The organism is Acetobacter malorum (assembly GCF_001580615.1).
GTDB classification, from domain to species: Bacteria; Pseudomonadota; Alphaproteobacteria; order Acetobacterales; family Acetobacteraceae; genus Acetobacter; species Acetobacter malorum.
Genome location: NZ_LHZC01000051.1, coordinates 1 through 23,442, shown reverse-complemented (window position 1 = coordinate 23,442; position 23,442 = coordinate 1). Strand labels below are relative to the sequence as shown.

23 protein-coding genes, 1 tRNA gene and 2 pseudogenes are annotated in these 23,442 nt (G+C 54.6%); 10 read left to right on the top strand and 16 right to left on the bottom strand.

Annotation, left to right across the window (positions count from 1 at the left end):
- Positions 1-186 precede the first annotated feature (186 nt).
- The 3 genes from AD930_RS09325 (at position 187) to AD930_RS09315 (ending at position 4,032) form a co-directional block, all read left to right on the top strand.
- Entirely contained in the window at positions 187-2,535 is a 2,349-nt protein-coding gene (locus AD930_RS09325) for a TonB-dependent receptor (RefSeq protein WP_373320492.1), read from the top strand.
- Between the two features lie 347 nt (positions 2,536-2,882).
- On the top strand, positions 2,883-3,290 hold the full coding sequence (locus AD930_RS09320; RefSeq protein ID WP_061490278.1) for a helix-turn-helix domain-containing protein: 408 nt from the start codon (positions 2,883-2,885) through the stop codon (positions 3,288-3,290).
- Positions 3,291-3,384: 94 nt separating this feature from the next.
- Positions 3,385-4,032, top strand: coding sequence for a YceI family protein (locus tag AD930_RS09315; protein WP_244150552.1), 648 nt, complete (start codon positions 3,385-3,387; stop codon positions 4,030-4,032).
- 7 nt (positions 4,033-4,039) lie between these two features.
- Here AD930_RS09315 and AD930_RS09310 read toward each other — a convergent pair whose 3' ends face one another.
- From AD930_RS09310 to AD930_RS09255, 12 genes are all read right to left on the bottom strand, one after another.
- A complete protein-coding gene (locus tag AD930_RS09310) occupies positions 4,040-5,215 on the bottom strand; it encodes a serine hydrolase domain-containing protein (protein WP_082781807.1) in 1,176 nt (391 codons plus the stop codon).
- Between the two features lie 138 nt (positions 5,216-5,353).
- Positions 5,354-6,046, bottom strand: coding sequence for a DNA oxidative demethylase AlkB (gene alkB / locus AD930_RS09305; protein WP_244150551.1), 693 nt, complete (start codon positions 6,044-6,046; stop codon positions 5,354-5,356).
- A gap of 185 nt (positions 6,047-6,231) precedes the next feature.
- Positions 6,232-7,716 carry a sodium:solute symporter family protein gene (locus tag AD930_RS09300; RefSeq protein WP_061500187.1) on the bottom strand — a complete coding sequence of 495 codons (1,485 nt, stop codon included), beginning with the start codon at positions 7,714-7,716 and terminating at the stop codon, positions 6,232-6,234.
- Positions 7,713-7,892: a DUF3311 domain-containing protein gene (locus AD930_RS09295; RefSeq protein WP_043550811.1), complete on the bottom strand. Its 180-nt coding sequence runs from the start codon at positions 7,890-7,892 to the stop codon at positions 7,713-7,715. The genes AD930_RS09300 and AD930_RS09295 overlap by 4 nt, the downstream gene beginning before the upstream one ends.
- Positions 7,893-8,131: 239 nt before the next feature.
- Positions 8,132-8,611 carry a hypothetical protein gene (locus AD930_RS09290; RefSeq protein ID WP_061491595.1) on the bottom strand — a complete coding sequence of 160 codons (480 nt, stop codon included), beginning with the start codon at positions 8,609-8,611 and terminating at the stop codon, positions 8,132-8,134.
- A gap of 93 nt (positions 8,612-8,704) precedes the next feature.
- On the bottom strand, positions 8,705-9,874 hold the full coding sequence (locus AD930_RS09285) for an anhydro-N-acetylmuramic acid kinase (protein ID WP_082781806.1): 1,170 nt from the start codon (positions 9,872-9,874) through the stop codon (positions 8,705-8,707).
- Positions 9,871-10,227, bottom strand: a complete 357-nt coding sequence (locus AD930_RS09280) for a hypothetical protein (RefSeq protein WP_061506022.1) — start codon at positions 10,225-10,227, stop codon at positions 9,871-9,873. The genes AD930_RS09285 and AD930_RS09280 overlap by 4 nt, the downstream gene beginning before the upstream one ends.
- Positions 10,228-10,249: 22 nt before the next feature.
- On the bottom strand, positions 10,250-10,984 hold the full coding sequence (locus AD930_RS09275) for a pyridoxine 5'-phosphate synthase (RefSeq protein ID WP_061506021.1): 735 nt from the start codon (positions 10,982-10,984) through the stop codon (positions 10,250-10,252).
- Positions 10,981-11,952, bottom strand: coding sequence for a 4-hydroxythreonine-4-phosphate dehydrogenase PdxA (pdxA, locus tag AD930_RS09270; RefSeq protein WP_061506020.1), 972 nt, complete (start codon positions 11,950-11,952; stop codon positions 10,981-10,983). The genes AD930_RS09275 and pdxA overlap by 4 nt, the downstream gene beginning before the upstream one ends.
- 23 nt (positions 11,953-11,975) lie before the next feature.
- A complete protein-coding gene (locus AD930_RS09265; RefSeq protein ID WP_061506019.1) occupies positions 11,976-13,373 on the bottom strand; it encodes a dipeptidase in 1,398 nt (465 codons plus the stop codon).
- Positions 13,374-13,466: 93 nt separating this feature from the next.
- Positions 13,467-14,129: a hypothetical protein gene (locus AD930_RS09260; protein ID WP_061506018.1), complete on the bottom strand. Its 663-nt coding sequence runs from the start codon at positions 14,127-14,129 to the stop codon at positions 13,467-13,469.
- A gap of 50 nt (positions 14,130-14,179) precedes the next feature.
- Positions 14,180-14,683: a protein-export chaperone SecB gene (locus tag AD930_RS09255; protein WP_082781805.1), complete on the bottom strand. Its 504-nt coding sequence runs from the start codon at positions 14,681-14,683 to the stop codon at positions 14,180-14,182.
- Between the two features lie 250 nt (positions 14,684-14,933).
- Here AD930_RS09255 and AD930_RS09250 point away from each other — a divergent pair, with 250 nt between their 5' ends.
- From AD930_RS09250 to AD930_RS09220, 7 genes are all read left to right on the top strand, one after another.
- Positions 14,934-15,284, top strand: a complete 351-nt coding sequence (locus AD930_RS09250; protein WP_043550871.1) for a lipopolysaccharide assembly protein LapA domain-containing protein — start codon at positions 14,934-14,936, stop codon at positions 15,282-15,284.
- A gap of 1 nt (position 15,285) precedes the next feature.
- On the top strand, positions 15,286-15,990 hold the full coding sequence (pyrF, locus tag AD930_RS09245) for an orotidine-5'-phosphate decarboxylase (RefSeq protein WP_043550819.1): 705 nt from the start codon (positions 15,286-15,288) through the stop codon (positions 15,988-15,990).
- 1 nt (position 15,991) lies between these two features.
- Positions 15,992-16,654: a phosphoribosylanthranilate isomerase gene (locus AD930_RS09240; RefSeq protein ID WP_061506017.1), complete on the top strand. Its 663-nt coding sequence runs from the start codon at positions 15,992-15,994 to the stop codon at positions 16,652-16,654.
- Between the two features lie 65 nt (positions 16,655-16,719).
- Positions 16,720-16,810: transfer RNA gene (locus AD930_RS09235), tRNA-Ser, on the top strand.
- Positions 16,811-16,916: 106 nt separating this feature from the next.
- Positions 16,917-17,129, top strand: a complete 213-nt coding sequence (locus AD930_RS09230; RefSeq protein ID WP_208598594.1) for a hypothetical protein — start codon at positions 16,917-16,919, stop codon at positions 17,127-17,129.
- Positions 17,130-17,340: 211 nt separating this feature from the next.
- Positions 17,341-17,886 carry a recombinase family protein gene (locus AD930_RS09225; RefSeq protein ID WP_061506015.1) on the top strand — a complete coding sequence of 182 codons (546 nt, stop codon included), beginning with the start codon at positions 17,341-17,343 and terminating at the stop codon, positions 17,884-17,886.
- A 295-nt stretch (positions 17,887-18,181) separates the two neighbouring features.
- Positions 18,182-18,436 carry a hypothetical protein gene (locus AD930_RS09220; protein ID WP_156476966.1) on the top strand — a complete coding sequence of 85 codons (255 nt, stop codon included), beginning with the start codon at positions 18,182-18,184 and terminating at the stop codon, positions 18,434-18,436.
- A gap of 26 nt (positions 18,437-18,462) precedes the next feature.
- Here AD930_RS09220 and AD930_RS18515 read toward each other — a convergent pair.
- From AD930_RS18515 to AD930_RS09205, 4 genes and pseudogenes are all read right to left on the bottom strand, one after another.
- Positions 18,463-18,787: pseudogene (locus AD930_RS18515) on the bottom strand (hypothetical protein); the annotation flags it as partial.
- A 10-nt stretch (positions 18,788-18,797) separates the two neighbouring features.
- Positions 18,798-19,381: pseudogene (locus tag AD930_RS18510) on the bottom strand (transposase); the annotation flags it as partial.
- Positions 19,382-19,548: 167 nt separating this feature from the next.
- The gene (locus AD930_RS09210; RefSeq protein WP_156476965.1) at positions 19,549-22,041 is read right to left on the bottom strand and encodes a TonB-dependent receptor domain-containing protein; all 2,493 of its coding nucleotides are present in this window, start codon (positions 22,039-22,041) and stop codon (positions 19,549-19,551) included.
- Positions 22,042-22,304: 263 nt separating this feature from the next.
- Positions 22,305-23,442, bottom strand: a 1,138-nt coding sequence (locus tag AD930_RS09205) for a xanthine dehydrogenase family protein molybdopterin-binding subunit (protein WP_156476964.1), incomplete at its 5' end; no start/stop codon positions are given.

The following is a 23,442-nucleotide window of genomic DNA, read 5'->3' as shown; positions in this document are numbered from 1 at the left end:
GGATTACTACGAGAAAATCTGGGTGAGCACAAGCGGAGAAAAAGCAGGATAGCCGAGTGTGGTTTGCAGGTAACAGGGGGAGGGGAAGGTAAAGGCTTTCCTTAGAATTGCGTTGATACGTTATATCATAACGTATAAGAGGCAGAAATTAGTTCATTCCCAACCCGTAAAGGCCACTCTCTTATGCTGGTGTCTCGTCTCTCTTTTCTGCTGGCATGCTCAACTGTCTGCACGACAGCCGGATTTCTGTTCTGTATCGAAAAAGCTCAGGCTCAGACTTTGCCTGTTGGTACAGCGCAGACTGCGCAAACAATTCAGCCCACAGTTGAGAAAAAATCCGCTCAGGAAAAAAAGACGGCACAGGCCGCAGCGCGTACGGTGCAGCAGGACGATACGGCGAAGGGAAAGCCCACGGGGCAGGAAACTGTATCCATCAAGCCCGGTCTGGCAAATACACCGGAGCGCGTGACGGTCACGGCTCATCTGGATCGGGCCAGATCAGAACTCCAGCCCGATACCGGCGCTACGGTTTACCGTTTTGATCGTAAGGCGCTGGAAACCATCCCAGGAGGGGATAACACACCGCTGAATCAGGTGCTTTTGCAGGCCCCGGGTGTAGCGCAGGATAGTTATGGTCAGATCCATGTGCGTGGTGACCATAATGAAGTGCAGTTCCGGCTGGATGGTGTGCAGCTTCCTGAAGGGCTGAATGTGTTCGGTCAGGCGCTGATGACGCGCTTTGCGGATAGCATGTCTTTGACCACTGGCGCGCTGCCGAGCGAATTCGGATTTTTGCAGGCTGCTGTTGTGGATATTACTACCAAAAACGGTACAACCAATGCAGGTGGCAACGCTTCCATTTACGGTGGGGCGCGGGATTACTTCTTCCCGTCGCTTCAGTATGGCGGCCATCAGGGGAAGTGGGACTACTTTGCAACTGCGGATTTTGTGCATGATCGCGTTGGGATTGAAAACACGACCAAATCCTTCAACGCCGTGCATGATCTGAGCAATCAGTATCACTTCCTCGGCCATCTGCGGTATACAGCGGATGAAAATACCCGGATCAGCTTTATTGCCGGTGTTTCCAACGCGGAATATCAGCTGCCGAATAACCCCGGTCAGCAAACGCAGTTTGCGGAGCCGTCTTATACGGGCAGCAATCTGGCGCAAAAGCTTGATGGCAGCGTGGATAGCTCCAGCCTGAATGAACACCAGAAGCAGATTACGGATTTCGCTATTCTGGCTCTCCAGAAAGAGATTGGCGCTTTCAGCCTGCAAAGCTCGGTTTTCACCCGCTATAGCAGCCTGCGTTATTCACCGGATGAACTGGGGGATCTGGTTTATAACGGGATTGCCCAGCGGGCGGCGCGGTCCATTTTCTCCACCGGTACGCAGCATGACGTGACCTGGCATGCCGCAAAAAATCACACTGTGCGCTTTGGCTTCCAGGTTTTTGTGGAACGCACAATCTCCAAGACAGATTCCACAGTCTTTGGGGCGAATGGTGTGGATGACGACGGCAACCCAACCTTCGATTCAACGCCTGTCAAAGTCTATGACGGCAGCGGTAAGACCGGCACGGTTTACGGTCTGTATGCACAGGATGAATGGACACCTCTGCGCAATCTGACCGTTAACTACGGTCTGCGGTTTGACGGCGTGAGTGAATATACCAGCGAGAAACAGGTTAGCCCGCGCCTGAATGTTGTTTGGAAACCCTGGAGAGGGGCCACGCTGCACGCGGGCTATTCCCGTTATTTCACGCCGCCGCCGTTTGAAGTGGTCAGTAGTTCTGCGCTTTATAAATTTGCAAACACGAGTTCTGCGGCAGAGGTTATGCAGAACTCAACCGTTAAGGCAGAGCGTGACCATTATTTTGATGCAGGCATTCAGCAGCAGATCCTGCCGGGCTGGCGCGTGTCGTTTGATGCCTATTATAAGTTGGCCAATAACCTGATTGATGAAGGGCAGTTTGGCGCACCGATCGTGCTGAGTGGCTTTAACTACCGTAAAGGGCAGGTCAACGGCTACGAGGTCAGCACCTCATACGATAAGGGGCCGCTGTCTCTCTACGGGAACTTCTCATGGTCTCGTGCTATCGGCAAAGATATCACCAGTGCGCAGTTCAACTTCGGGCAGGATGACCTGAATTATATCCAGCACCGGTGGATCCATCTGGATCATGACCAGCGCTGGACGGCATCTGCCGGGGCGGCTTACAGCTTCTTCCACAAAAGCTGGCATCCGCTGCGGGTCTCCGCCACCATGGTTTATGGCAGCGGTCTCCGCGCTGATGGCGATGTGCCGAACGGGGCTGTCGTGCCGGAATATGCAACATTCAACTTTGCAGCGGTGCAGACGTTCAAGAACCTGTTTGGGCACTCCTTCCTTGGCAATACGCAGATCCGGCTGGACGTAACCAACCTGTTTGACCGCGCCTATCTGCTGCGTGATGGCAGCGGTATTGGAGTGGGGGCACCGCAATATGGCTTGCGCCGGACTATTCTGACAGGGATTAGCCAGAGCTTTTAAAGATCAGGTGTCAGAAAATAATTTACTGTAATGGTAAAATATTTTCTGACTTTGTTTGCTCTATATATAAGAAATTTAACCTCAATCCTTTGCGGATTGGGGGTTTTATAATGGAATTTGTAAAAAATCTCTGTTAACTGCCCTGAGCGAGTGATAGAGAAATCTCTGTTCAATATGATAATATTTTGCGCACAGCACGGTATGAACGTCAGCTGTATGATGCGGTATGACAGCCTGTTAATTGTAAATACGCTGAGGGCAGAGTAAGAGCCACGTCCGTATAGGGAAGCCGTATCGGATGTTTGGGAGAGCACGAAATGGTACAATCAAGACGGAACATACCCAGTATGTCTGACCAGTCTGAGGACCATGTAAACGACACTGAAGAACGGGATATTGCCTCTCCCGGGGCTGACCTGGGGCAGAGGATGAAGATCCTGCGCAAAGCTGCCGGCCTGACGCAGCAGCAGGTTGCCGATGCGCTTGGCGTATCCCGACCTGCCATTGCGTTTTGGGAGACCGGGCGGGAAGGGAGTGCGAGAAAGCATATCCCTAAACTGGCCGCCTTGTTTGGCGTGGAGCCGGAAATTTTCCTCACCGGTTATGTGCAGGAAGATATCGCTCTGACAGTCACTCCGGATGAGTATGATATCCTGCGGCTGTACCGCATGCTTGACCCCTCTCGTAAGGTTTCTGCCCAGAAGTGGATAGAACGGCAGGTCAGAATGTGGCGTAAAAGCGAAGAAAGCCTCTGACACATCGTGATTAACGCCACTCTGTGAGGGAACTCGTACCCGGCTGATCCACTTAAGCACTCAATTGGAGGAATGATAAAACAGGGAGAGCACAATGAAACGTGCCGCCTTTTTTCCGATGGTTGGGTTAGGAACGTTGCTGACGCTCACCTGTACTGAGCTGGCGCGGGCATCTGGTGTGACGCCGGTTGTGGCGGAAGTCCCTGCTGTGGAAGGTGGTCTGTATCATGTGGATGACCTGCGCACGCAGGTGGTTTTTTCAGTCTCCTGCCTGAGTGTCAGCTGGTATCACGGCATGTTTTCTGGCGTATCGGGCTCTCTCCAGCTTGATTCTGCCCATCCTGAACAGTCCCATGTCGCCTTGCAGTTGCCTTTGCATTCCCTGACGACGACTTCCGGTTCCGTCACACAAACACTCTGGGATGAGGGCTGGCTGGATGTCCGTAAATATCCTGATGCCACGTTTGTTTCGACACAGGTTGTGTCGGATGGTCCGTCACAGGCCAGAGTGGCAGGGCGTCTGACGTTGCATGGGGTGACGCGACCTGTGACGCTCCGTGTCCATTTTGTCGGGGCAGGAAAAAACCCGATGGATCAGGATTATACTGTCGGGTTTGAAGCGCATGGAACCATTCAGCGCAGCGCGTTTGGGATCAGAAACGCCATGTCCGCTGTGGGGGATGATGTAAAACTCACTCTGACGGGCGTTTTTGAAAAAAGCCCGTCAGACACTCTCCGGTAATTCAGAATCAGGACGTTTGCAGCGCAAGGGCGGCAGCGGTCGCCACATCTTTGCGTAAGCCGACAACATTGCCTTTCCCGTCCGGATGGACACGGTTGGTCAGGATCAGGACAAATGTTTCCTTGTCCGGCACCAGCCAGAGAGAGGTGCCGGTAAAGCCGGTGTGCCCGAAGGAAGTTGCCGGGAAATGCTCGCCACGTGGTGAGGAATAATGCGTTGCGATATCCCACCCTAACCCGCGCAGATCAGATTTTCCGGCAGGTTGCTGAGGGGTGGACATTAGCACAAGCGTCTCCGGCTGCAGCGGGAAGGCGGAGGGTAATCCGGCCCGACGGGCCAGCAGCGCGTGCGCGTAGGTCAGCATATCATCCGCGCAGGAGAACAGGCCGGCATGCCCGGCAACGCCATCCATGCGGCGGGTGGTGGGGTCATGCACCACGCCACGGAGCAGTTGGTTCTGCTCATCATACTGGGTGGGAGCTATGGCATCATGCAGGGCGCTGTCCGGCAAAAAGAAGGTGCGGGAGAGGCTAAGGGGCTGAAGGATATTTTGGGTTGCATAAACATCCAGAGGAAGGCCTGAAAGTTTTTCAACAATCAGCCCCAGCGTGATGAAATTGATATCGCTGTAAACAAACCGCTCACCGGGCGGATTGATCGGGCGAGCGTCCATCACACGTTGAACGGCAGCCTCCTTGCCGTGCCATGGGGTGGACAGATCAAGGTCCGGGGCCAGGCCGGAATAGTGGGTCAGCAGCAGCCGGACGGTAATGGCCTGTTTTCCGTTGGCGGCAAAGGCCGGAAGATACGTGCTGACTGGCTCATCGAGCTTCACAAGCCCTCGCTCATACAGCTGCATAATAGCTGGGGCGGTGATCAGAACTTTCGTCAGAGACGCCATGTCGAACAGGGTGTTCCACGTCATCGGCTCTTTATGCGGAACCAGTGCGCGGTTTCCAAAGACACCTTTCCAGAGCGTTTGTCCGGCCTGTCCGACGGCCGCGACCGCACCGGGGGTTTTGCCCTCCTGAACCGCTTTCTCGAAAATCTGATCAAGGACAGAAAAGCGGCTGTTGGGTGCGTTTTGCGCCCATGCGGCGTTCACGCCAAGCAGGCCAAGCCCGGCGCTAACTGTACCGGTTTTCAAAGCCATACGGCGGGAGAGACGGAAGGAAGCAGGCATGAGCAAGAGTCCGGAGCAAAGGAAGCAGGCATCAGAGGCGAGAGTGTAAAAGAGAAGTGTCTTGTTGCGCTAGCGTGATGGGAGAGGTTGTGTGGATAAAGAGCGGAAAAGGTCTGGCGCGCGACCAGACAGCATCAGTCAGGGGACAGCCTGCGCGACGTAACGGAATGTCAGGTTAAAGCGGGTGGGGCCGGTTAGCGGGTGCCCACCCTGTTCCAGTGGTTTGACCCCATGATAATGCAGCCGGGCCTTGCCACCCCACACCAGAACATCCCCATGTTCCAGCAAAATGGGGTGTGGACGGGTGGTGCGTTGCAGGCCACCCCATAAAAACAGAATGGGCAAACCGAGTGAGACAGAGACGATCGGTTGGGTGATATCGCCTTCATCCTTGTCCTGATGTGCGGTCATACGTGTACCGGCCTCATAGCGGTTAATCAGGCAGGCATTGGGCTGAAAGCCTTCAAAACCTGCAGCGGCGGCACTCCGGCTGGCAAGCTGAAAGAGCAGGGGCGGCATGGTGGGCCATGGTGCCTGTGTGGTCGGGTCTGTGCGCGTATAGCGGTAGCCAGTCTGATCCGTAATCCAGCCCCATGTGCCGCAGCTTGTTATAGCAACAGACATTTGCCGGCCTCCGGGTGTCAGCATTCGGCGGAGGGGCGCTACGTGCAGAACCGGGGTGAGGGCGCGCCACAGCTCTTCTGCCTGATCCAGCGCAAAACCACGCAGCAGCGTAGCGCCGGGGCTGAGGGTAACGCGCTTTGGCCGGGTGTCTGTCAGCCCGAGATCCATCTGGCCAAAGCCCCTCTGGGGCGGCGTAATGTCTGGCATGAGATGACCCTTCTGGCAGAATGAGACCAAAAGGGTGCCGAACCCGAGTGGCCGGAGCAATGAAAATTATTTCCGCAGGGGTTTGCGCTCAGGGGGGGGGGGGCTAAAAAGACAAATGCCCCGCAGAGGCAAAACTGTCTCTGCGGGGCACGGTAAAGCCGGAAAATGTCTGCTGGTTTTGTTAATCAGGAAACCAGCGTGCGCTTCTGCGGCTCAACGCCCGACATATTCGGGGCTTCGGTAGCCGGTTTGACCAGTGTGACCAGCCCGACCACCACCAGATTGACCACCAGAGACAACAGCCCGGTTGAGATCATGCCGGAGAGCGGACCAAGTGTGACCATATGGATGGGTTTCAGCCCGTCCATCCAGCACAGGCCCAGCCCGAAAATGCCGCCCACAGCCCAGCCTGCCAACATGGCGACCGAGGAGAAGCGGACACGCAGCAGGCCAAGGATGAGTGCGGGGAAGGTCTGGAGGATGATCACCCCGCCCAGCAGCTGGAAATCAATGGCGAACTTGGCGTTCAGGAACAGCACGCAGAATAGCGCGCCCACTTTGACGGCCAGCGCCGTGATGCGGCTGGTGCGAACCGGGTCTTTCTGCTTAGGCAGCAGGTTGTTGGTCACAAGGTTGGCTGCTCCAATGGCCATGACAGCCGCCGGAACCAGCGCACCCACTGCAATGGCCGCAAAGCAGAAGCCGCTGAACCATGCCGGAAAGATCTGCTGGAACAGCAGCGGCACAACCATGGTGGCATTGTCCGTCTTGATGCCAGCGGTGTGCGCCATCAGCCCCAGCATGGCAATCAGCCCCAGCACAACGGTGTAGATGGGCAGGAACACGGCATTCTGGCGAATGGTGTCCGCAGACTTTGCCGCCAGAATACCGGTGAGTGTATGCGGATACAGGAAGGCTGCCAGAGCGGAAGAGAGCGCCAGCGTGGCATAAGGCAGGCCCTGACCGGCATGCAGCACCGGCTGGCTGGTATCAGCCCCGGCAAACAGCGCGGCATAGCCCCCCATGTGCAGTGGAATGACCGTAACTGCCACCAGAACGGCGATGTAGATCATGATGTCCTTGATGAACGCCGTCAGCGCAGGGGCATGCAGACCGCCCAGCCATGTGTAGGCGGCCAGTGAGACAAAGGCGATGATCAGCGGGATATCGCCCGGCAGCCCCAGCGCCTGAATGACCGTGCGGATGCCGATCAGCTGGAGAGCGATATAGGGCATGACCGCCACCAGCCCGGTGATGGCGACAACAATTTCCAGCGGGCGGCTGTTAAAGCGGGCCCGCACAAGGTCCGCTGCCGTGGCATGGCCTCCGGCATGCGCCAGCTTCCATAGCCGCGGCATGACCAGAAAAATGAAGGGGTACACGATGATGGTATAAGGCAGCGCAAAAAAGCCGTATCCGCCCGCCGCATAGACCAGTGCGGGCACAGCGATGACGGTATAGGCGGTATAGAAATCGCCGCCGACCAGAAACCACGTGACCCACGCGCCAAACTGGCGGCCGCCGAGGGACCATTCCTCGTCAGACGTAACAGTCGCACTTTTCCCGCCGCCAAACAGGCCGCGGAGCCACTGGATGGAACTGCCGATGATGATGGTTGCAGCAAAAAAGAGGATAAAGACGCCCAGCGCCCAGGGGTTAATGCCGGTCATGCGTCATGCCCCTTTTTCCAGACAATCCAGATGAGGATGGAGGTTACCGGCACCCAGGCAAGCTGGTACCAGTAGAAAAAGGGGAAGCCGAACAGTACGGGCGTGTAGCGGTCGTACAGGGGCGTCCAGAGCAGCCCGAGAAAGGGCAGCAGGAGCAGCAGATACAGGATTTTCATTTTAAAACGACCGGGTTTGTTATTTTTTATTTGGACCCGATTAGTCATGCACGCAGGCGCAGAGGTGTCAATTGCTTGTTGCGGAGTCAGGGGGGATTGATGCCGGGATCGTGTTTTTTCCCGCAGAAAAGCGGCATTTTTGCCAGCCTTGTCATAACATAAAAGGGGTGGCTGGCCCATTTTGGGTAATGGTCCTTCAGGATAACGCCCTGAAAGACCACATTTATTGAAAGACTGCGTTAGTTCGTTTTTCTGTGTTGTAGCACAGTATTGAGGTGGTCACTGTACTGGCGGTAGCTGCCTTCCGGCACGCAGCCCATTTCTTCCAGATCCTCAAGATCTGCCCCACGGTTGATCCATGTGTTCACTTCCCGGAAGTCCAGTGCTGCGGGAATGGTGTGCGGTTCATACACCAGCGGGTTTTCTTCCCCCTGTGTTGCCCCAAACGGCATGAAATTTTCAGCTGCCGGTACCTTGCTGCCGTGCAGGCTGATTTCACCGCAGACAACCTGTTTGTCACCCGAGCTATGGGTGGTGATTTTTCTGAACTTCGGATGGTCCTCTGCAAAGCGTGTGCTCAGCATGTGCAGGGTAGATTTTACAAACGGGCTTGCATTCTTGTCACTGCCATCAACCACCGTCTGCGCATGTGCTGCGCCCACGGAGGGGAGCAGAGACAGGCCTTGCAGGCTCAGGCAGAGAATAAGGGCACGTTTCATGGTCAGGTCCTTCTTGCATGCTGGGCGCATGGTGCCTTGCCAGAACAGGAAGATCAATTCCGCCCCCTGTTCTGGCAAAGGGATTAGACGGGGTTACAGCCTGCGGCCTGCGGGGCTGATGCCGCCACAGGTCAGCCGACCGCCGGGCATCGGATATGGCACGCCAGTCGTTGCGGGTAGGGAAAGGGGCAGACCGCGCAGACTACGCACGGCCAGAAACCCGAAACATTCGGCTTCCAGTGCATCACCATCCCACCCCAGAGTTTCGACAGGCTGCACTGTGCCGGGCAGTCTTTCCGCCAGCATACGCATTAGTGTCGGGTTGTGCCGCCCACCGCCGCAGACAAACCAGTGCAGTGGCTGCTCTGGCAGCGGGGTGCTGGCGATAGCCGCAGCCGTGAAGGCGGTGAGGGTCGCAGCGCCATCCTCAACGCTTAGAGCAGAAATCTGTTCCAGCGCCTGATGAAAGCTCAGCCGGTCGAGGGATTTCGGCGGTGGCTTGCGGAAGAAGTCATGGGCCAGAAGAGCAGAGAGACGATCCGTATCGACCGTTCCCTGCGCAGCACAGGCACCGCTGAAATCGCAGGGCTGGCCGGTGTGGCGAAACATCCAGTCATCCAGCAAGGCGTTCCCCGGACCGGTATCACACGCCAGGACGTCACCAGATTTGGTCATGAGTGTGAGGTTAGCCACGCCGCCGATATTCAGCACAGCGGTGGGTGTGGCGTGCCCGTGCAGCCAGGCTGCATGGTAAAGCGGAGCCAGCGGTGCACCTTCACCACCCGCCTGAACGTCAGCAGTGCGGAAATCATGAATGACGGGCAAATCAGTCGCGGCAGAGAGGCGGCTGGCATTGCCAATCTGCCATGTGCGGCCCGGTGCATGCAGAATGGTCTGCCCGTGCAGGCCAATGACATCGATAGGGGTGTTTCCTGCTTTGGCGCGTACAGCCTGCACGGCCTGCGTGTGTACATCGGTCAGCGCCTGTTCCGCGTCCAGCAGGTCTGCATCGTCCGCGGAAAGGCTGGCTGCGCGGTCCAGAATATCGCGCAGTCTGGCACGGAGGGCGGCATCATAAGGGACGGTGAGAGATGGGCCATGATGAAAAACCCTGACACCATCTGTTGTAATGAGCGCGGCATCCACGCCGTCCAGAGAGGTGCCACTCATCAGACCAATGGCTGTCAGTGGCGCGCGTATTGCATGTTCCTGTGCATCGTGTGCGGAACGGGAAGGATCGGCTGAAGAGTCAGTCCCTGTCATGGCGTAGCGCCATCAGAGGGTGCTGCAGTGTCAAGGCCGGGTAAGAGGCGGCCCGTGCTGACCTGCCAGAGCAGAATGCGCTCCTCGCCATTGGTAGAGACATGCAGGGCCAGAAGGTCATCCCGCACCCGTGCCATGTTGATCAGATGAGTGCCGGCAGGCAAAACCGGACGCGCGGGGGCATCCTGCAAGGGAACCGCCGGGGCAGAAAGAGCGGCATTGGTGGGGGGCGTATGAGACCCCATCCGGTGGATAATCACGCCCACCAGCCCAAGGGTGCCCACCACAATCAGAATGCCCATTCCGATGACGGCTGCCATCAGTGCTTTGGGCGTGCCCGGCGTTTGTTCCATAGTCTGTCCTGCTTGCTTTTGCTCAGCGCGCCGAGGCGGTCTGGATGTGGCGTTTCATGGTTTGGATGACCGTCGGTAACCCATCAAAAATTGCCTGCCCGATCAGGAAATGCCCGATATTCAGTTCCATGATTTCGGGAAGAGCTGCAACGAGGCCGACATTTTCATAAGTCAGACCATGGCCTGCGTGCACTTCTAGTCCCGCTGCTGCCGCTTGGGTTGCTGCGGCACGCAAACGCTCCAGCTCACCTGCGCGGCCTTCGGCATAGGCGCCGGTATGCAACTCCACCACTTGCGCGCCTGCGGCAGCAGCGGCTTCAATCTGAGCGGGGGCCGGGTCAATAAACAGAGAAACGCGAATGCCTTTTTCTGCCAAAGCCTGAACACGGGGTTTTAAAACGGCGAGTTGTCCGGCTACGTCCAGCCCGCCTTCCGTGGTCAGTTCTTCCCGCCGTTCCGGCACAATGCAGCACGCATGCGGCAGCAGTTTGCAGGCGAGGGCGACCATCTCATCCGTGGCAGCCATTTCCATATTCAGTGGCGCTTCAACCTCTGCGTGCAGGCGCTGGAGGTCGGCATCCCGAATATGGCGACGGTCTTCCCGCAAATGCGCGGTAATGCCATCCGCGCCAGACTGCACAGCCAGCAGGGCCGCGGCAACCGGGTCCGGGTGGGCACCACCACGCGCATTCCGAACAGTGGCGACGTGGTCAATATTCACTCCCAGCCGAATGGCGGGGCGGGATGTGGTCGTCATGATGCCTTCCTTCGGTTTTCGGCCAGTTCTGCGGCCAGCCTGAGGGCGGCCAGCAGGCTGCTCGGGTCAGCTTTGCCTGTGCCTGCAATATCAAAAGCGGTTCCGTGGTCAGGGGATGTGCGAATAATCGGCAGGCCGAGCGTGATATTCACGCCTTCCGCCATATCCAGCGTCTTGAGCGGGATAAGGCCCTGATCGTGATACATGCACAACGCCACATCATAGCGCGCGCGCGCGTCCGGCGTGAACATGGTGTCCGGCGGCAGGGGACCGAAAATGGTCATGCCTTCGTCCTGCAAGGTGCGGATGGCCGGGATAATGCAGTCCAGCTCTTCCCGCCCCATCAGGCCACCTTCACCCGCATGCGGATTGAGGCCAGCTACTGCTACGCGCGGGTCGGTCAGACCAAAATCGCGCTTCAATCCCTGCACCGTGGTGCGGGCCGTGCGGATAATCAGCTCCGGCGTCAGTTGCTCAATCGCCTTGCGCAACGCCACATGCACCGTCACCGGCACAACCTTGAGGGACGGGCCAGCCAGCATCATCACATCCTGACCGGGCACGCCGCAAAGTTCAGCCAGATACCCCGTGTGACCGGGATGCGTGAACCCGGCCTGCTTCACCACATCCTTGCTGATGGGGTTGGTGACCACCGCAGAGGCCTCACCAGCCTGCACCAGACGCACGGCCTGCGTGATGCTGTCGATCACGCTGCCTGCGTTCCGGCTATCCGGCGTGCCGGGTGTGACCGGCACAGCCAGAGACAACGGTAAAACTGGAATGGCATCCCGGAAAACCAAGCGAGCCTCCTGAATGTTTTCAAGAACACGGACAGGAGCCGCTGCTTCCAGAAGAGCCGGGTCTCCCAGAAACACAAAGGCCGGTCCGCTTGCCCGCAATGCCTGCCAGGCCTTCACGGTAATTTCCGGGCCTATGCCTGCCGGGTCACCTTGTGTCAGCACCAGCATGGTGGTTAGTCCCTCAGTGGTTGTCAGTGCGTTTTCCGTTCTGCCAGTGCGTAAAGCACCCGGATCCATGAGCGCATGCCCTTGTGGAAGCACGTCAGGTCATACTTCTCATTAGGGGAATGGACGCGGTCATCTTCCAGCCCAAAGCCAATCAGCAGGGAGTCCATGCCCAGAGCTTCCTGCACTTCCGTCACCACAGGGATGGAGCCACCACAGCCGATAACGGCTGCCGGATGCTGCCATTCTTCTTCCAGCGCCTTCAGGGCCGGGGGAAGGAACGGCATGTCGGCCGAGACAATGCTGGCGCGGGAACCGCCATGCGCCGTGAACTCGGCCTTACAGTCTGCGGGCAGGCGGGTTTCAACATGGGCGCGGAAGGCCGCACGAATGGCTTCCGGGTCCTGATGGCCGACCAGACGGAAGGAGACTTTCGCCATGGCTTTGGAGGGCAGGACGGTCTTGAAGCCCTTTTCCTCATACCCACCGCTGATGCCGTTAATCTCGCAGCTCGGGCGGCACCATGTCTGCTCAAGGGCGGTATAGCCGATTTCACCCGCAGGCAGGCTCAGGCCAACCGGGGCCAGACCTTCCTCATCAGTTGGGCCGATCTTACGCCACAGGGCACGGGTTTCTTCCGGGATAACGGGCACGCCCTCATAAAAGCCTTGCAGCGTAACGCGGCCCGTTGCGCCATCGCGCAGGTCGGACAGGATATCGCACAGCAGCTGAATAGGATTGCGGGCCGCGTTGCCATACATGCCGGAATGCAGGTCACGGTTCGCGCAGGTAATGGTCACTTCCTCACCCACCATGCCACGCAGCATGGTGGTGATGGCAGGCATGCCCCGGCCCAGCATGCCGGTGTCACAAATCAGCGCAACATCGGCTTTCAGTTCATCCCGGTTGGCTTCCAGAAACGGCAACAGATTAACGCCACCAGATTCTTCCTCGCCTTCAATCAGCATAGTGACGCTCAGCGGCAGTGTGCCATCAGCAGCCCGCAGGGCGCGGCAGGCTTCCACAAAGGTCATGACCTGCCCTTTGTCATCGGCAGCACCGCGGGCCGTAATTTCCATGTCCCCGGTCGGGCCTTTGACCAGAACCGGTTCAAACGGAGCGGAGGTCCACAGGTTTAGTGGGTCAACCGGTTGTACGTCATAATGGCCGTAGAACAGCACATGCGGGGAGCCTTCCGGCCCTTTGGCGTGCGCCACAACCATCGGGTGGCCCGGGGTTTCACGCGTGCTGGCGTCAAAGCCAATCTCGCTCAACTCCTTTACCAGCCATTCCGCTGCCTTGCGGCAGTCGGGCGCGTGGTCGGGCTGGGTAGAAATGCTGGGAATACGCAGCAGGTCAAAAAGACGTTTCAGGCTGTCATCCAGCCCTTTGTCTGCCAGATCAAGAGCGGCCTGTTCTGTCATTTTCTTATCCTCTGCGTCGTAGGGCCTCAAACACGTCAGGCTCAGCGGCCTGTGATGCTCATGCAATCACACGATTTGGAGGCAGAGGAAAGGTTAGAAACCGTCAGGGGTGAAATCAGCCAGGAATTGATACAACAGGTTTGGCGTATAACCGTATTCTACAGCCTGCACGGCTTCCGGGTGGGTGATGCGATACCAGGCGGGGTCAAACTGGCTGGAAAGCTGCACCGTGTCCGGCATGCTCTTGTCTGCATGCAGCAGATGGATGAACGGGGAGAGATGCGCCAGTTCCGGGTTTTCCGGCCTGTTGCGAATATAGATTTCCGGGTTGAAATACAGGTGCCCGGACCGATGCTCTTTATCGCCAGACCGCAGGAAATGGTCATAGCCGTTGGCAAACCCGTTTTTCTCCAGGTTGGCCAGACTGATATCGGGGGAGCGGGACGTATAATACCGCTCAGAGAACAAATAGTGGGGCGACTGCGTTTTGAACCCACTGCGGCAGTAATGCTCAAAGCCGGACCTGCAGCGGTTGGCGGCAATCTCGGCCAGTGCCTCCGAGCAGTTCCGCCGATACCATTCTTCATCAAAATAGCGGTTGGGAGAATGGCCGGAAAACGCGCCCTGATCCTCGTACCATGCCTTGAGGTCCGCATCCGAAAGCGAGATGACGTCTCCCAGAACAGTTTTATATTCCTGCCGGTACCACGCTGGGTCAAAGGCTTTCCACAGGGGAGGGAACTGGAGTGAGGTCATCGCATCAGGCTTTCTTCAAACGAACGAGAAGAGCAGGGCGCTTGTTGTTATCAGCCCTGGGCGCGGCGGTTGCGCCAGAGTTCCGCAAAGTCGATCTGCTGGACCACAATCGGCAGGAAGCCAGCTTCACGACTTAACGTGACAAGCAGGTTCCGTGCGCCGGGGAACAGCATCCGGGGGGCTTCAATCAGCAGGAGGGGCTCAAATGTTTCCGCCGTTGAATGATTGAGCGTGAAAATCCCGGCATAGGTCATTTTGCTTTCAAACAGACGCACCGGTTCTTCCCCATTGGGGCCCGGAGCCGTCTGGCCCTGGCAGTGCATGACCAGCTCGACCTCAAAATTCGGCATGTTTTCGCCAATCTGATTGGCGCGGACATCAACCATAATGGCAATCTGCGGCCGTTCCTGCGCAAGGGCATAAACAGTCGGGGCACCAATAACCTGAAATGTGACGGCCTTGACGTATTGGATTCCCATTAAAACGCCGGGTTTTGCGGAGGAACTTGCAGCGCCGCCAATAGAATCTGTCATAAAATCGTTCTGGTCAGCCATGGTCTGCAAAGGCTCCTGTCGTCAAATTTCAATCTATGGTGGGTAAGGAAGATAAAGCGCCAAAGTACGGGATGAGTAACAGATTAGTGCCTGCTGTGCGAGGGGGTAGTCCTCTTATTGCTCCGGAGGAACAGTATTAAAATATCAAACCTTAACAAAAAATGTGGCGTATAGAGAGGAGGTTGGCTTTCACGTCTTTTCTTTCATCTGTTTCCTTGCTCTCCGTACACTGGAAGGCTACGAGAAATCCATGATCAGACTCACTGTTGTTATCCCTTTCCTGCTGGCTCTTGTCATTTTCAGCGCCAGTAATCAGGACCCGCTGGATATGTGGCTCCTCACCTATAGCTGGAAATGTTCAGCTGGGGTGCTGGCCCTGATCGTCGCGGCGGCGGCCTTCATCATGGGCGCGTTCTGCCTGTGGGCGGCCGAGCTGGTGCAGCGCCGCCGCGCTCGTAAAGCGGAACAGCGCATTAAAGAGCTGGAAGCCCAGTTGGCTCAGGTGCAGGCGGCGTCTGCTGTTGCCCCGCAGGTTGTGGCTCCCGCATCATCCGTGGCTGGTCATGCCTCTCCTTCTCCCGTGCAGGAAGATCGTATCTGACATGAAGCGTAAGACAGGCCTGATTGCGGCACTCGATACACAAAACGCAGCCACTGCGCAGGCATGGGCACAGGCCGTGGCGCCTTCCGCCGGGGCGGTAAAGCTGGGGCTGGAATTTGCCTATGCGGCTGGGTTTCAGGCTGTAGCCGACGTGGCGGGCACAACCCCGCTGTTTCTGGACCTTAAGCTGCACGATATTCCCAATACGGTTGCTGCGGCCATTAAATCCCTGTCCACCCTGCGTCCCAAAATGCTGACGCTGCACGCTTCTGGTGGGCTGGCCATGATGGAAGCTGCCCGCAAAGCGTGTGATGAGGCTTTTCCGGCTGATGCGCGCCCTGCGTTGCTGGCTGTTACAGTGCTGACTAGCCTAGACGATCACGCTCTGGCGGAAACCGGCGTGATGGACGGCGCACGGGCGCAGGTTCTGCGGTTGGGCAAGCTGGCCATGCAGGCCGGGATTGATGGGCTCGTCTGCTCTGCGCATGAGCTTGCTCCCCTGCGGGATACGCTGGGTGACGCACCTTTGCTGGTCACGCCCGGAATCCGCCCCGCTGGCAGTCAGGCGGGAGACCAGAAGCGGATTATGACCCCTCGGCAAGCCAGTGAGGCCGGGGCTGACTGGATTGTGGTTGGTCGTCCCATCACGCAGGCAGCAGATCCAGCTGCGGCTGCGGCTGCCATTGCGGCGGAACTGGCTGCGTAACATGGCACATCATCCGGTCTCTGGTGCTCGTGGTGTTAAAATTTGCGGGCTGACGGAAGAGGCCGGGTTTGATGCCTGCGTCACGCATGGTGCGGACTGGGTGGGGTTCGTGTTTTTTGACCGCTCCCCCCGCTGCGTCACCCCCGCGCAGGCCCATGCGCTTTCTGCCCGGCATGGCGGAGGTCCGGCGCGTGTCGGGTTGTTTGTGCATCCTGATGATGAGACCCTCGCCCGTGTGCTAGAGGGTGTCTCTCTGGATATTTTGCAGATCTATGCCTCTTTTGAGCGGGCTACTGAGGTGCATGAGCGCTTTGGGTTGCCGGTCTGGCTGTCTCAGCCGGTGTCTGCACGGGCTGATTTACCAGCATGCTGCCCCACTGGAGTAGAAAGGCTGCTAATTGAACCCAAGCCGCCCGCCAGTGCCACGCGCCCCGGAGGGAATGCTCAACAACTGGACTGGGGGCTGATGGACGGCTGGACGCCGCCTTTCCCATGGATGCTGGCGGGTGGCCTGAACCCGGACAATGTGGTGCAGGCTGTGACTATAACAGGGGCTCCGGCGGTGGATGTGTCATCTGGAGTGGAAAGTGCGCCCGGTATCAAATGCCCGGACGCCATTGCCCGCTTCATCCAAAATGCCCGATCAGTCACTTTTTCTGCCTGACGAGCAAAAACGCTCGTTTTCCCTCTTGCCTGATCCGTCAGAGTTGCTATTACCACTCCCGCGCCGGAGAGATGGCCGAGTGGCTTAAGGCGCACGCTTGGAAAGCGTGTGTACGTTAATAGCGTACCGAGGGTTCGAATCCCTCTCTCTCCGCCAGAATGTAATTTCTCCTGAAAAAACAAGCACTTAAGCCAATCTGTAACGACAGGATTGTATTGTGCAGTTACATGCTCAGCGCTACATATCGGCAGGTATGGAAGACATGCACAGCATATTCCGGCGGACCGGTGCTCAGACATGGAGCGTCCGGTTTCATGTCCCTCGTGACAGGCGTTTTGACGTAGGCAAGGCATACGGAACAAAGAGCGGCCATAAGGCTGATGTGGTGAAAACTCTGGGCACCACAGACCGTAAAGAAGCGATGGGCAGGCGTCCAAAGGCTCTTGAGGCTATCTGCCTTGTTCTGGCTATCTGACAGCCATGAATGCAGACAGGACTCTGTGCGGGCTTCTGTGAGTCTTTGAAATGGACTTGTGTCCGTGCGTATGGAACATTGGGGTATACCTGTGAGTGCTAGAACATGATGGGGCGATTGTGCGGAACATTTAGATTGACTTTGGGTTTATGTTCCGAATAGATCATCAGGTCTAAAGCCTAATGTTCCACCTCAGCAGGACACTCATGCAATGCGTTACGGATATGCCCGCGTTTCAACGATAGACCAGAACACGGAAGCACAGGTGCAGGCGCTGGAAGCTGCTGGATGTGATGAAGTCAGAGCAGAGCAAAAGACCGGCACCAAGATGGAAGGGCGGGATGAACTGACAACCCTCCTTCAATTCATGCGCGAGGGGGATACGCTGGTCGTGACGCGGATAGACCGCCTTGCCCGTTCGGTTGCTGATCTTCAGAAAATTGTTGGCATGCTAAAGAGCAAAGGCGTTGCGCTGCAATGCACAGAACAGCCCGTAGACACGTCAACAGCGACAGGAAAAGCCTTTCTGGATATGCTGGGAGTGTTCGCTGAGTTTGAAACCAACCTACGGAAAGAACGCCAGCTTGAAGGGATAGCGCTTGCAAAGGCGAAAGGTGTCTACAAAGGCCGCAAGCCAACGGTTGACCGTGAAGAGGTGAAAAAACTGAAGGCGGAAGGGCTGGGTGCAACAGCTATCGCTCGTCAGCTTGGCATCACACGCCAGCATGTTAACAGGTGCCTTCGGGCTGTGGCGTGAGCCAGTGGCCTCCTGTGAGGGCCGTGGACAGGCAAGCACTGTTAGCGTTAAGGAGTGAATGAGGCAGTTCTAACAACAAGCTGTAGTGAGTAGCTACGCCATACAATGCTGTAGTGACATGTTTTTTGGCGGTTTTCTGCGGTAAATTGCTCATGGCGTGAGAGTCCCTCTCTCTCTCCGCCAGAGATGAAATTCCCAATGAAAAAAATGACTTGCAGACAACCTCCGGTAGCTCAACCTACCGTGTCGGTAGTGGTCCAGCGGTAGTTCTTCTATGGCCAAGAAGGACGCTGAAGTGTTTGGATTGAAACGTGCTGCCAGTGGCCTGTGGTCCGCTCGGCTCTCCATCCCCATCCCCCGTGATCGCTGGCAGGATGTCGGACAGGCTTATGGAACGAAGTCAGGCATCCGGCAGGAGTTCCTGAAGTCTCTCCAAACCCACGACAAGCAGGAAGCTGTGAAGAGGCGGGGGCCAGCACTGGAAGCTCTCTGTTTTCAGGTTAATGAGAAGCGGGCGGCCATTGGTAAACCGCATCTTGAAGGAGATTGAAAAGGCCAGCATAACGCCTGTGATCGTCAGAGACGAGCGTGGTAAGGTGATGGACGAGCTACCAACCACAGATCAGAAACACCTGAGGGGTGTGGCCACAGGACTGCCTCAGGACGTGGCTGAGAGCCTGCCGGTCCAATCCTCATGGTTGCTCGGGCAATACCCGCAGTAAGGAAAAACAGCTCGTCTGTGCTTTCTGGTCAGCAAAAAATGCTCGAGACGAGAACGGATGACCGACTTTCCGAGATTGGATTTCTGAATATGCTTGGACATGGGTTTGAGGTGCGACTTCCTGCGATGGATTTTTGAGACAAAGCCCTGTTTTTTCATGAAGTCTTCATTGGCTTTTGATATGCTGTTTTGCCTTTGCAAATTTCAAGGCCCGGCGTGCACGACGATCCTTGCGGGGCAGCTTTGCCGGTTTGTCCTGCCAGTCTTGAGGGGGGCGTCCAGCGCGAAGATCCGCCTGCTCCCCATTGGTATTACGCTGCTTTGGGGTCGTCACCAATGTTGCGTTCAGGATCTGGCCTGACATCGGTAGATAACCAGCGTTCCGCAGTGTGGCATTGAAACGCTCGAACAGTCTTTCAATCTCGCCCGCCTGCGTCAGGAGTTCACGAAACAGCCTGATCGTTTTGGCATCGGGCAGGCGGTCCGACAGGTCCAGAGCAAGAAAACGTATAAAAGACAGGTAGTCGTTGAGCAGATATTCCGTTCGCTTGTCGGAAAAAATGTTCAGCATCTGAATCATCAGGATTTTGAACATCAGATCGCACCAAAGGTGCGGATGACTGCCTTTGCTTCCATCCGTATACGCAACGGTCTTGTCTAGATCGGGTCGAAACACCTCATAATCCACAGTCACGGAAAATGCTTCGAGCTGATCACCAAGCCCCCTCGGCTGAGCGACCCCTCTTCCACATCAAAGAAACCGGGCTGTTCCATTTCACCATTTCTTCAATCAGAACCGGAAAAATGGGATCACAGTGCAGACCTCAAAACCAAGAGGTTTTTAGACCCTCCAATTTGTATTATCATCGTGTTCACAAAACCGGCAGCCGGCTATATTAGCCGACTGCTCAAAAAATAAACGTTCACTTTCTCGAAGTCTGTTAAAACTCTGCAGAGACTGTTCCGTAAAACTCACGTGGCGCGGCAATAAAAAGGTTGTAGTTGTCATCACCACTAATACCAGCACTACCGGTAATACCACCGATATAATTTTTGTTAAACAAGTTCGTCACACCGAAATTTGTTTTAATGTTTTGAGTAAAACCAATCTTTCCAAAATTGTATGCTAGGCCAAGTGTTCCTAGCCAGTAAGCTGGGACCTTTTGGTCATTCATGAATGTAATAGGCCGGGAACTAAGATAGTTCACATTAAAGTTGAATGTAGCTCTATGCCAGTTGTAAGTCAGATCTGCTTTATACATGAATTTTGGATAATAGACCTGCCTCTTGCCTTTAATATCATAATCTTGCCCACCATAGTTGACAGATCTGGACTGATAGCGTGCATCGGCCCAACCAAAACTGTTGGTAATGGAAAGGCCTTTGATAGGCCGTATAACACCCTGAATATCAGCGCCATTTACAGTTTCCCTGCCAACATTCATATAAGCTGTGTAAGCATTATTACTTACACCCTGAGTGATTGTTGCAAGCCTATTGTAGTAATCGGTATGATAAAAATCAACAGAACCAGAAAAAAAACGTGAGTTATAACGATAGCCAACCACATAGTTCCATGTCCGCTCAGGGCGGAGTTTATCTTTATTGGCGTCAAATACATCTTGTGCCATTTGGCCAGGTGAGTTTTTACCCAAACCACCCCATGGACCGCCACTGGTTTGGGTTTTAAAGTCGTATGCTCTTAGGTTTTCGGCAATATCCCAATAAAATTCATGATTATCGAGAAAATTATAGTCAAAACTAAAGTGTGGCAAAAAGGCTGCTGATGCTGTCATGGTGCCATTTACGGCATGACGGTAATAAGGGTTCCAGCCTTCAGCCTCTAACTGTGCAGTATAATCAGCTTTTGTCCCACCATGCGTCGTTTGAGTAAGCGATTTAAACCCAGCCAAAAGGGTCATGCCTGGAATAATTGTCCAACGATCCTGAAGGAAGAACTGGAACGTATTAGTGTTAAATGAGTCATCATACCATGTATGAGCCTGACTTTTTTTGAAGTCCGAATTCGAGTTGTGTCCAGAATTTAGATTATCTTCATAAAGCCTGTAGTCATCGCTCCAATAGTTGTTTTCGTACCATATACCAGTATCGATATGATTATTGTGGGGGGCATCTATAGAGAATTTTTGAGTAAAGCCCAGGCGCTGACCGTAAAGATGGGGCATGCCAAGCGCCATAGGCACACCAGAAACAGTTCCATCTGCATTAAGGCTTACGGCACCATAACTAGGTGAAGTTACGAAGTTATTAGTATAGCCAGATGTCCCGCTTGTTAAACCAGCATAAGCTGTTGTGTCTGAACGGACGTTTTTAAATAAATCAAAATTCCCATTAACGTAAGAAAGATAGGTTCTCTGAATCTGGGAGCCATCCCAGACGTAGTTACCAATGTCATCATTTGACAGTATACCTTCATAACCAGGAGGGACATTATTTGTATACTGTGCATAATATGCCCATAGTTTTGCTTTTTCATAATCTGGTTTGAGAAATGTTGCATTACGGCCCATTTTGCGCCAGGTGTTAAGGTTCATAGGCATATAGTTTGCCTGTGTAAAATTACCGTAACCAAAAAAAGCAGTTATCTTACCACGATCGCCGACAGGTTGGACCAGTTTTGCATCGGCCTGTAATTCATTCTGGTATCCTACCCCTTTCCAGAGATTACTATTTGTTCTGGCGAAAGAGGCATAAAATTTTGTGCCTGTATTGTTCAGAATGCCACTATCAACACGCGCATATGTGCGGAAAGCCTGATAACTACCAAAAGTTTGACTAATTTTCCCACCAGCCTTGTCTTTTGGGGTGCTGCTCATATACGAAATAGCTCCCCCAAGATTTTGGGCGGAAAATGTATCAAGAGCCCCAGCACCCTGAGACATGCTCATGCCTCCAATATCATCCTGGATGATGGCCTGTGTAATGGCAACACCACTGGAGTTGAGGTAACCTTGTCCCCCAAGAGGCATACCATCCAACGTTGCGCCAATTTGGTCTTGGGTAAAACCACGCATATAGAAATTATTTGCCCATGTGTCCAAACCGAACGCATCCGATGATGTAAAATTCACGCCAGGCGTTGTCTGGGCCAGAATTTGCATAGGGTTGGTGCCAGAAACAAACTGATCCATCACTGCGCGTGTAACACCCACCTGTGCACCGTGACTGCGCACGCGCGCTCTTTGCACCAGAATACTTTCTTCTCCGCCTTTTGCAGGTCCTAACTGATGTTTAACCTTATGACCGCTTACAGCTTTTTTATGAGAAGGACTTATTTCATGAGCACTACTTGTGACTTTACTCTTGTTTTTTCTATCTACAGAGACGGTTCTGGCGTCCGCGGGGGAAAGGACAGTCGTACCGACCAAAAGAATTTCCAGAAAAAAAAGAGAGGAAATACGGAACTCTTTCATATTCTTCCTTCCGGGAAGGAGGGTGCAACCAAAGCACCTAGTTTGGTTCATGATGTTTTGAAGGATCCCCTGTTCTACTTTTTAACCTCCTTTTATGGTACGATATCGTAACGTTCAGTTAAAAATTTAAGAGAGTCAAGTTCATAATATCAGGAAAAAATCTGTAAAATATTAGATGTTGCTTAAGGATCACAAGAATGGCTTTTGTAGGAAGCTGCATAATTGTATACTAAAATTCAGCACAAAATAAGACGAGGATTTTATTATAAATCTATCTGGTTAAAGGGATAAGATCTAAATCGTTTACCAGTTGCATTGTATAAAGCATTACCAAGTGCAGGAAAAGCTGAGGTAGTGCCTACCTCTCCTATACCCCCTGGCTCTTCTCCACTATTGATAATATGGACGTCAATTAAAGGGGTCTCGTTTATTCTCATCAATCTATGGTTATGAAAATTTGTTTGTTCTACTTGGCCATTTTTTATAGTAATTTCTCCATATAAAGCCGCAGTAAATCCAAAAAGTAATCCACCTTCCATTTGTGCAATAAGAGCATCTTGATTAATGGCAATGCCACAATCAACTACGGCTGTAACCCTCTTTATCATGATCGGACCGCCCTGCGGTAAAGCAACTTCTACCACCACCGCGCAATGTGTACCAAACGCATTATGTAATGCCACACCACGCCCTGTGCGAGCCGGCAATACAGTGCCCCATTGGCTTTCTTGCCTAACACGTTTCAAAACAGCCACGGAGCGAGGGTTTTTCTGTAAAAGACGAAGCCTGTATTCAATGGGGTCAGTGTGAGCTTCTGCGGCAAGCTCATCCATAAAGCTTTCAACAACATACACATTGTGTGCAGGCCCAACTCCACGCCACCAGCTTACAGGCACGGGTGTTTGGACGCGCGTCCATATCACGCGCATAAGCGGGAGTTCATAAGGGGTTTGAACGGCGCCTTCGACCGCATCGGAATCCAGTTTACCCGCAGGCAGGCCGCCGGGAGCAAAGCGGTCTACAACTGATGGACCGCTCACATGATGGCACCAGGCAAGCGGTAAGCCATCAGCGTCTAGCGACGCACGCATTCTATCATAATAAGCAGGGCGAAACAGGTCTTGCCTTATATCTTCTTCACGGCTCCAGATAAATTTGACCGGAGCAGAAATTTTGCAAGCAAATTTTGTCGCTTGTTCAAGAAAGTCTGTTGCCAGCCTGCGTCCAAAACTACCGCCAATCATGTAATTATGTATGGCTATTTTCTCTTCTGGCAGGCCAGTTATTTTTGCCACTGCCTTGCGTGCCCGTGTAGGCACCTGTGTTCCCATCCAGACATCGCACCCATCAGCGCGCACGTGAAGTGTTGTATTTGCAGGTTCCATCGGTGCGTGTGCCAGG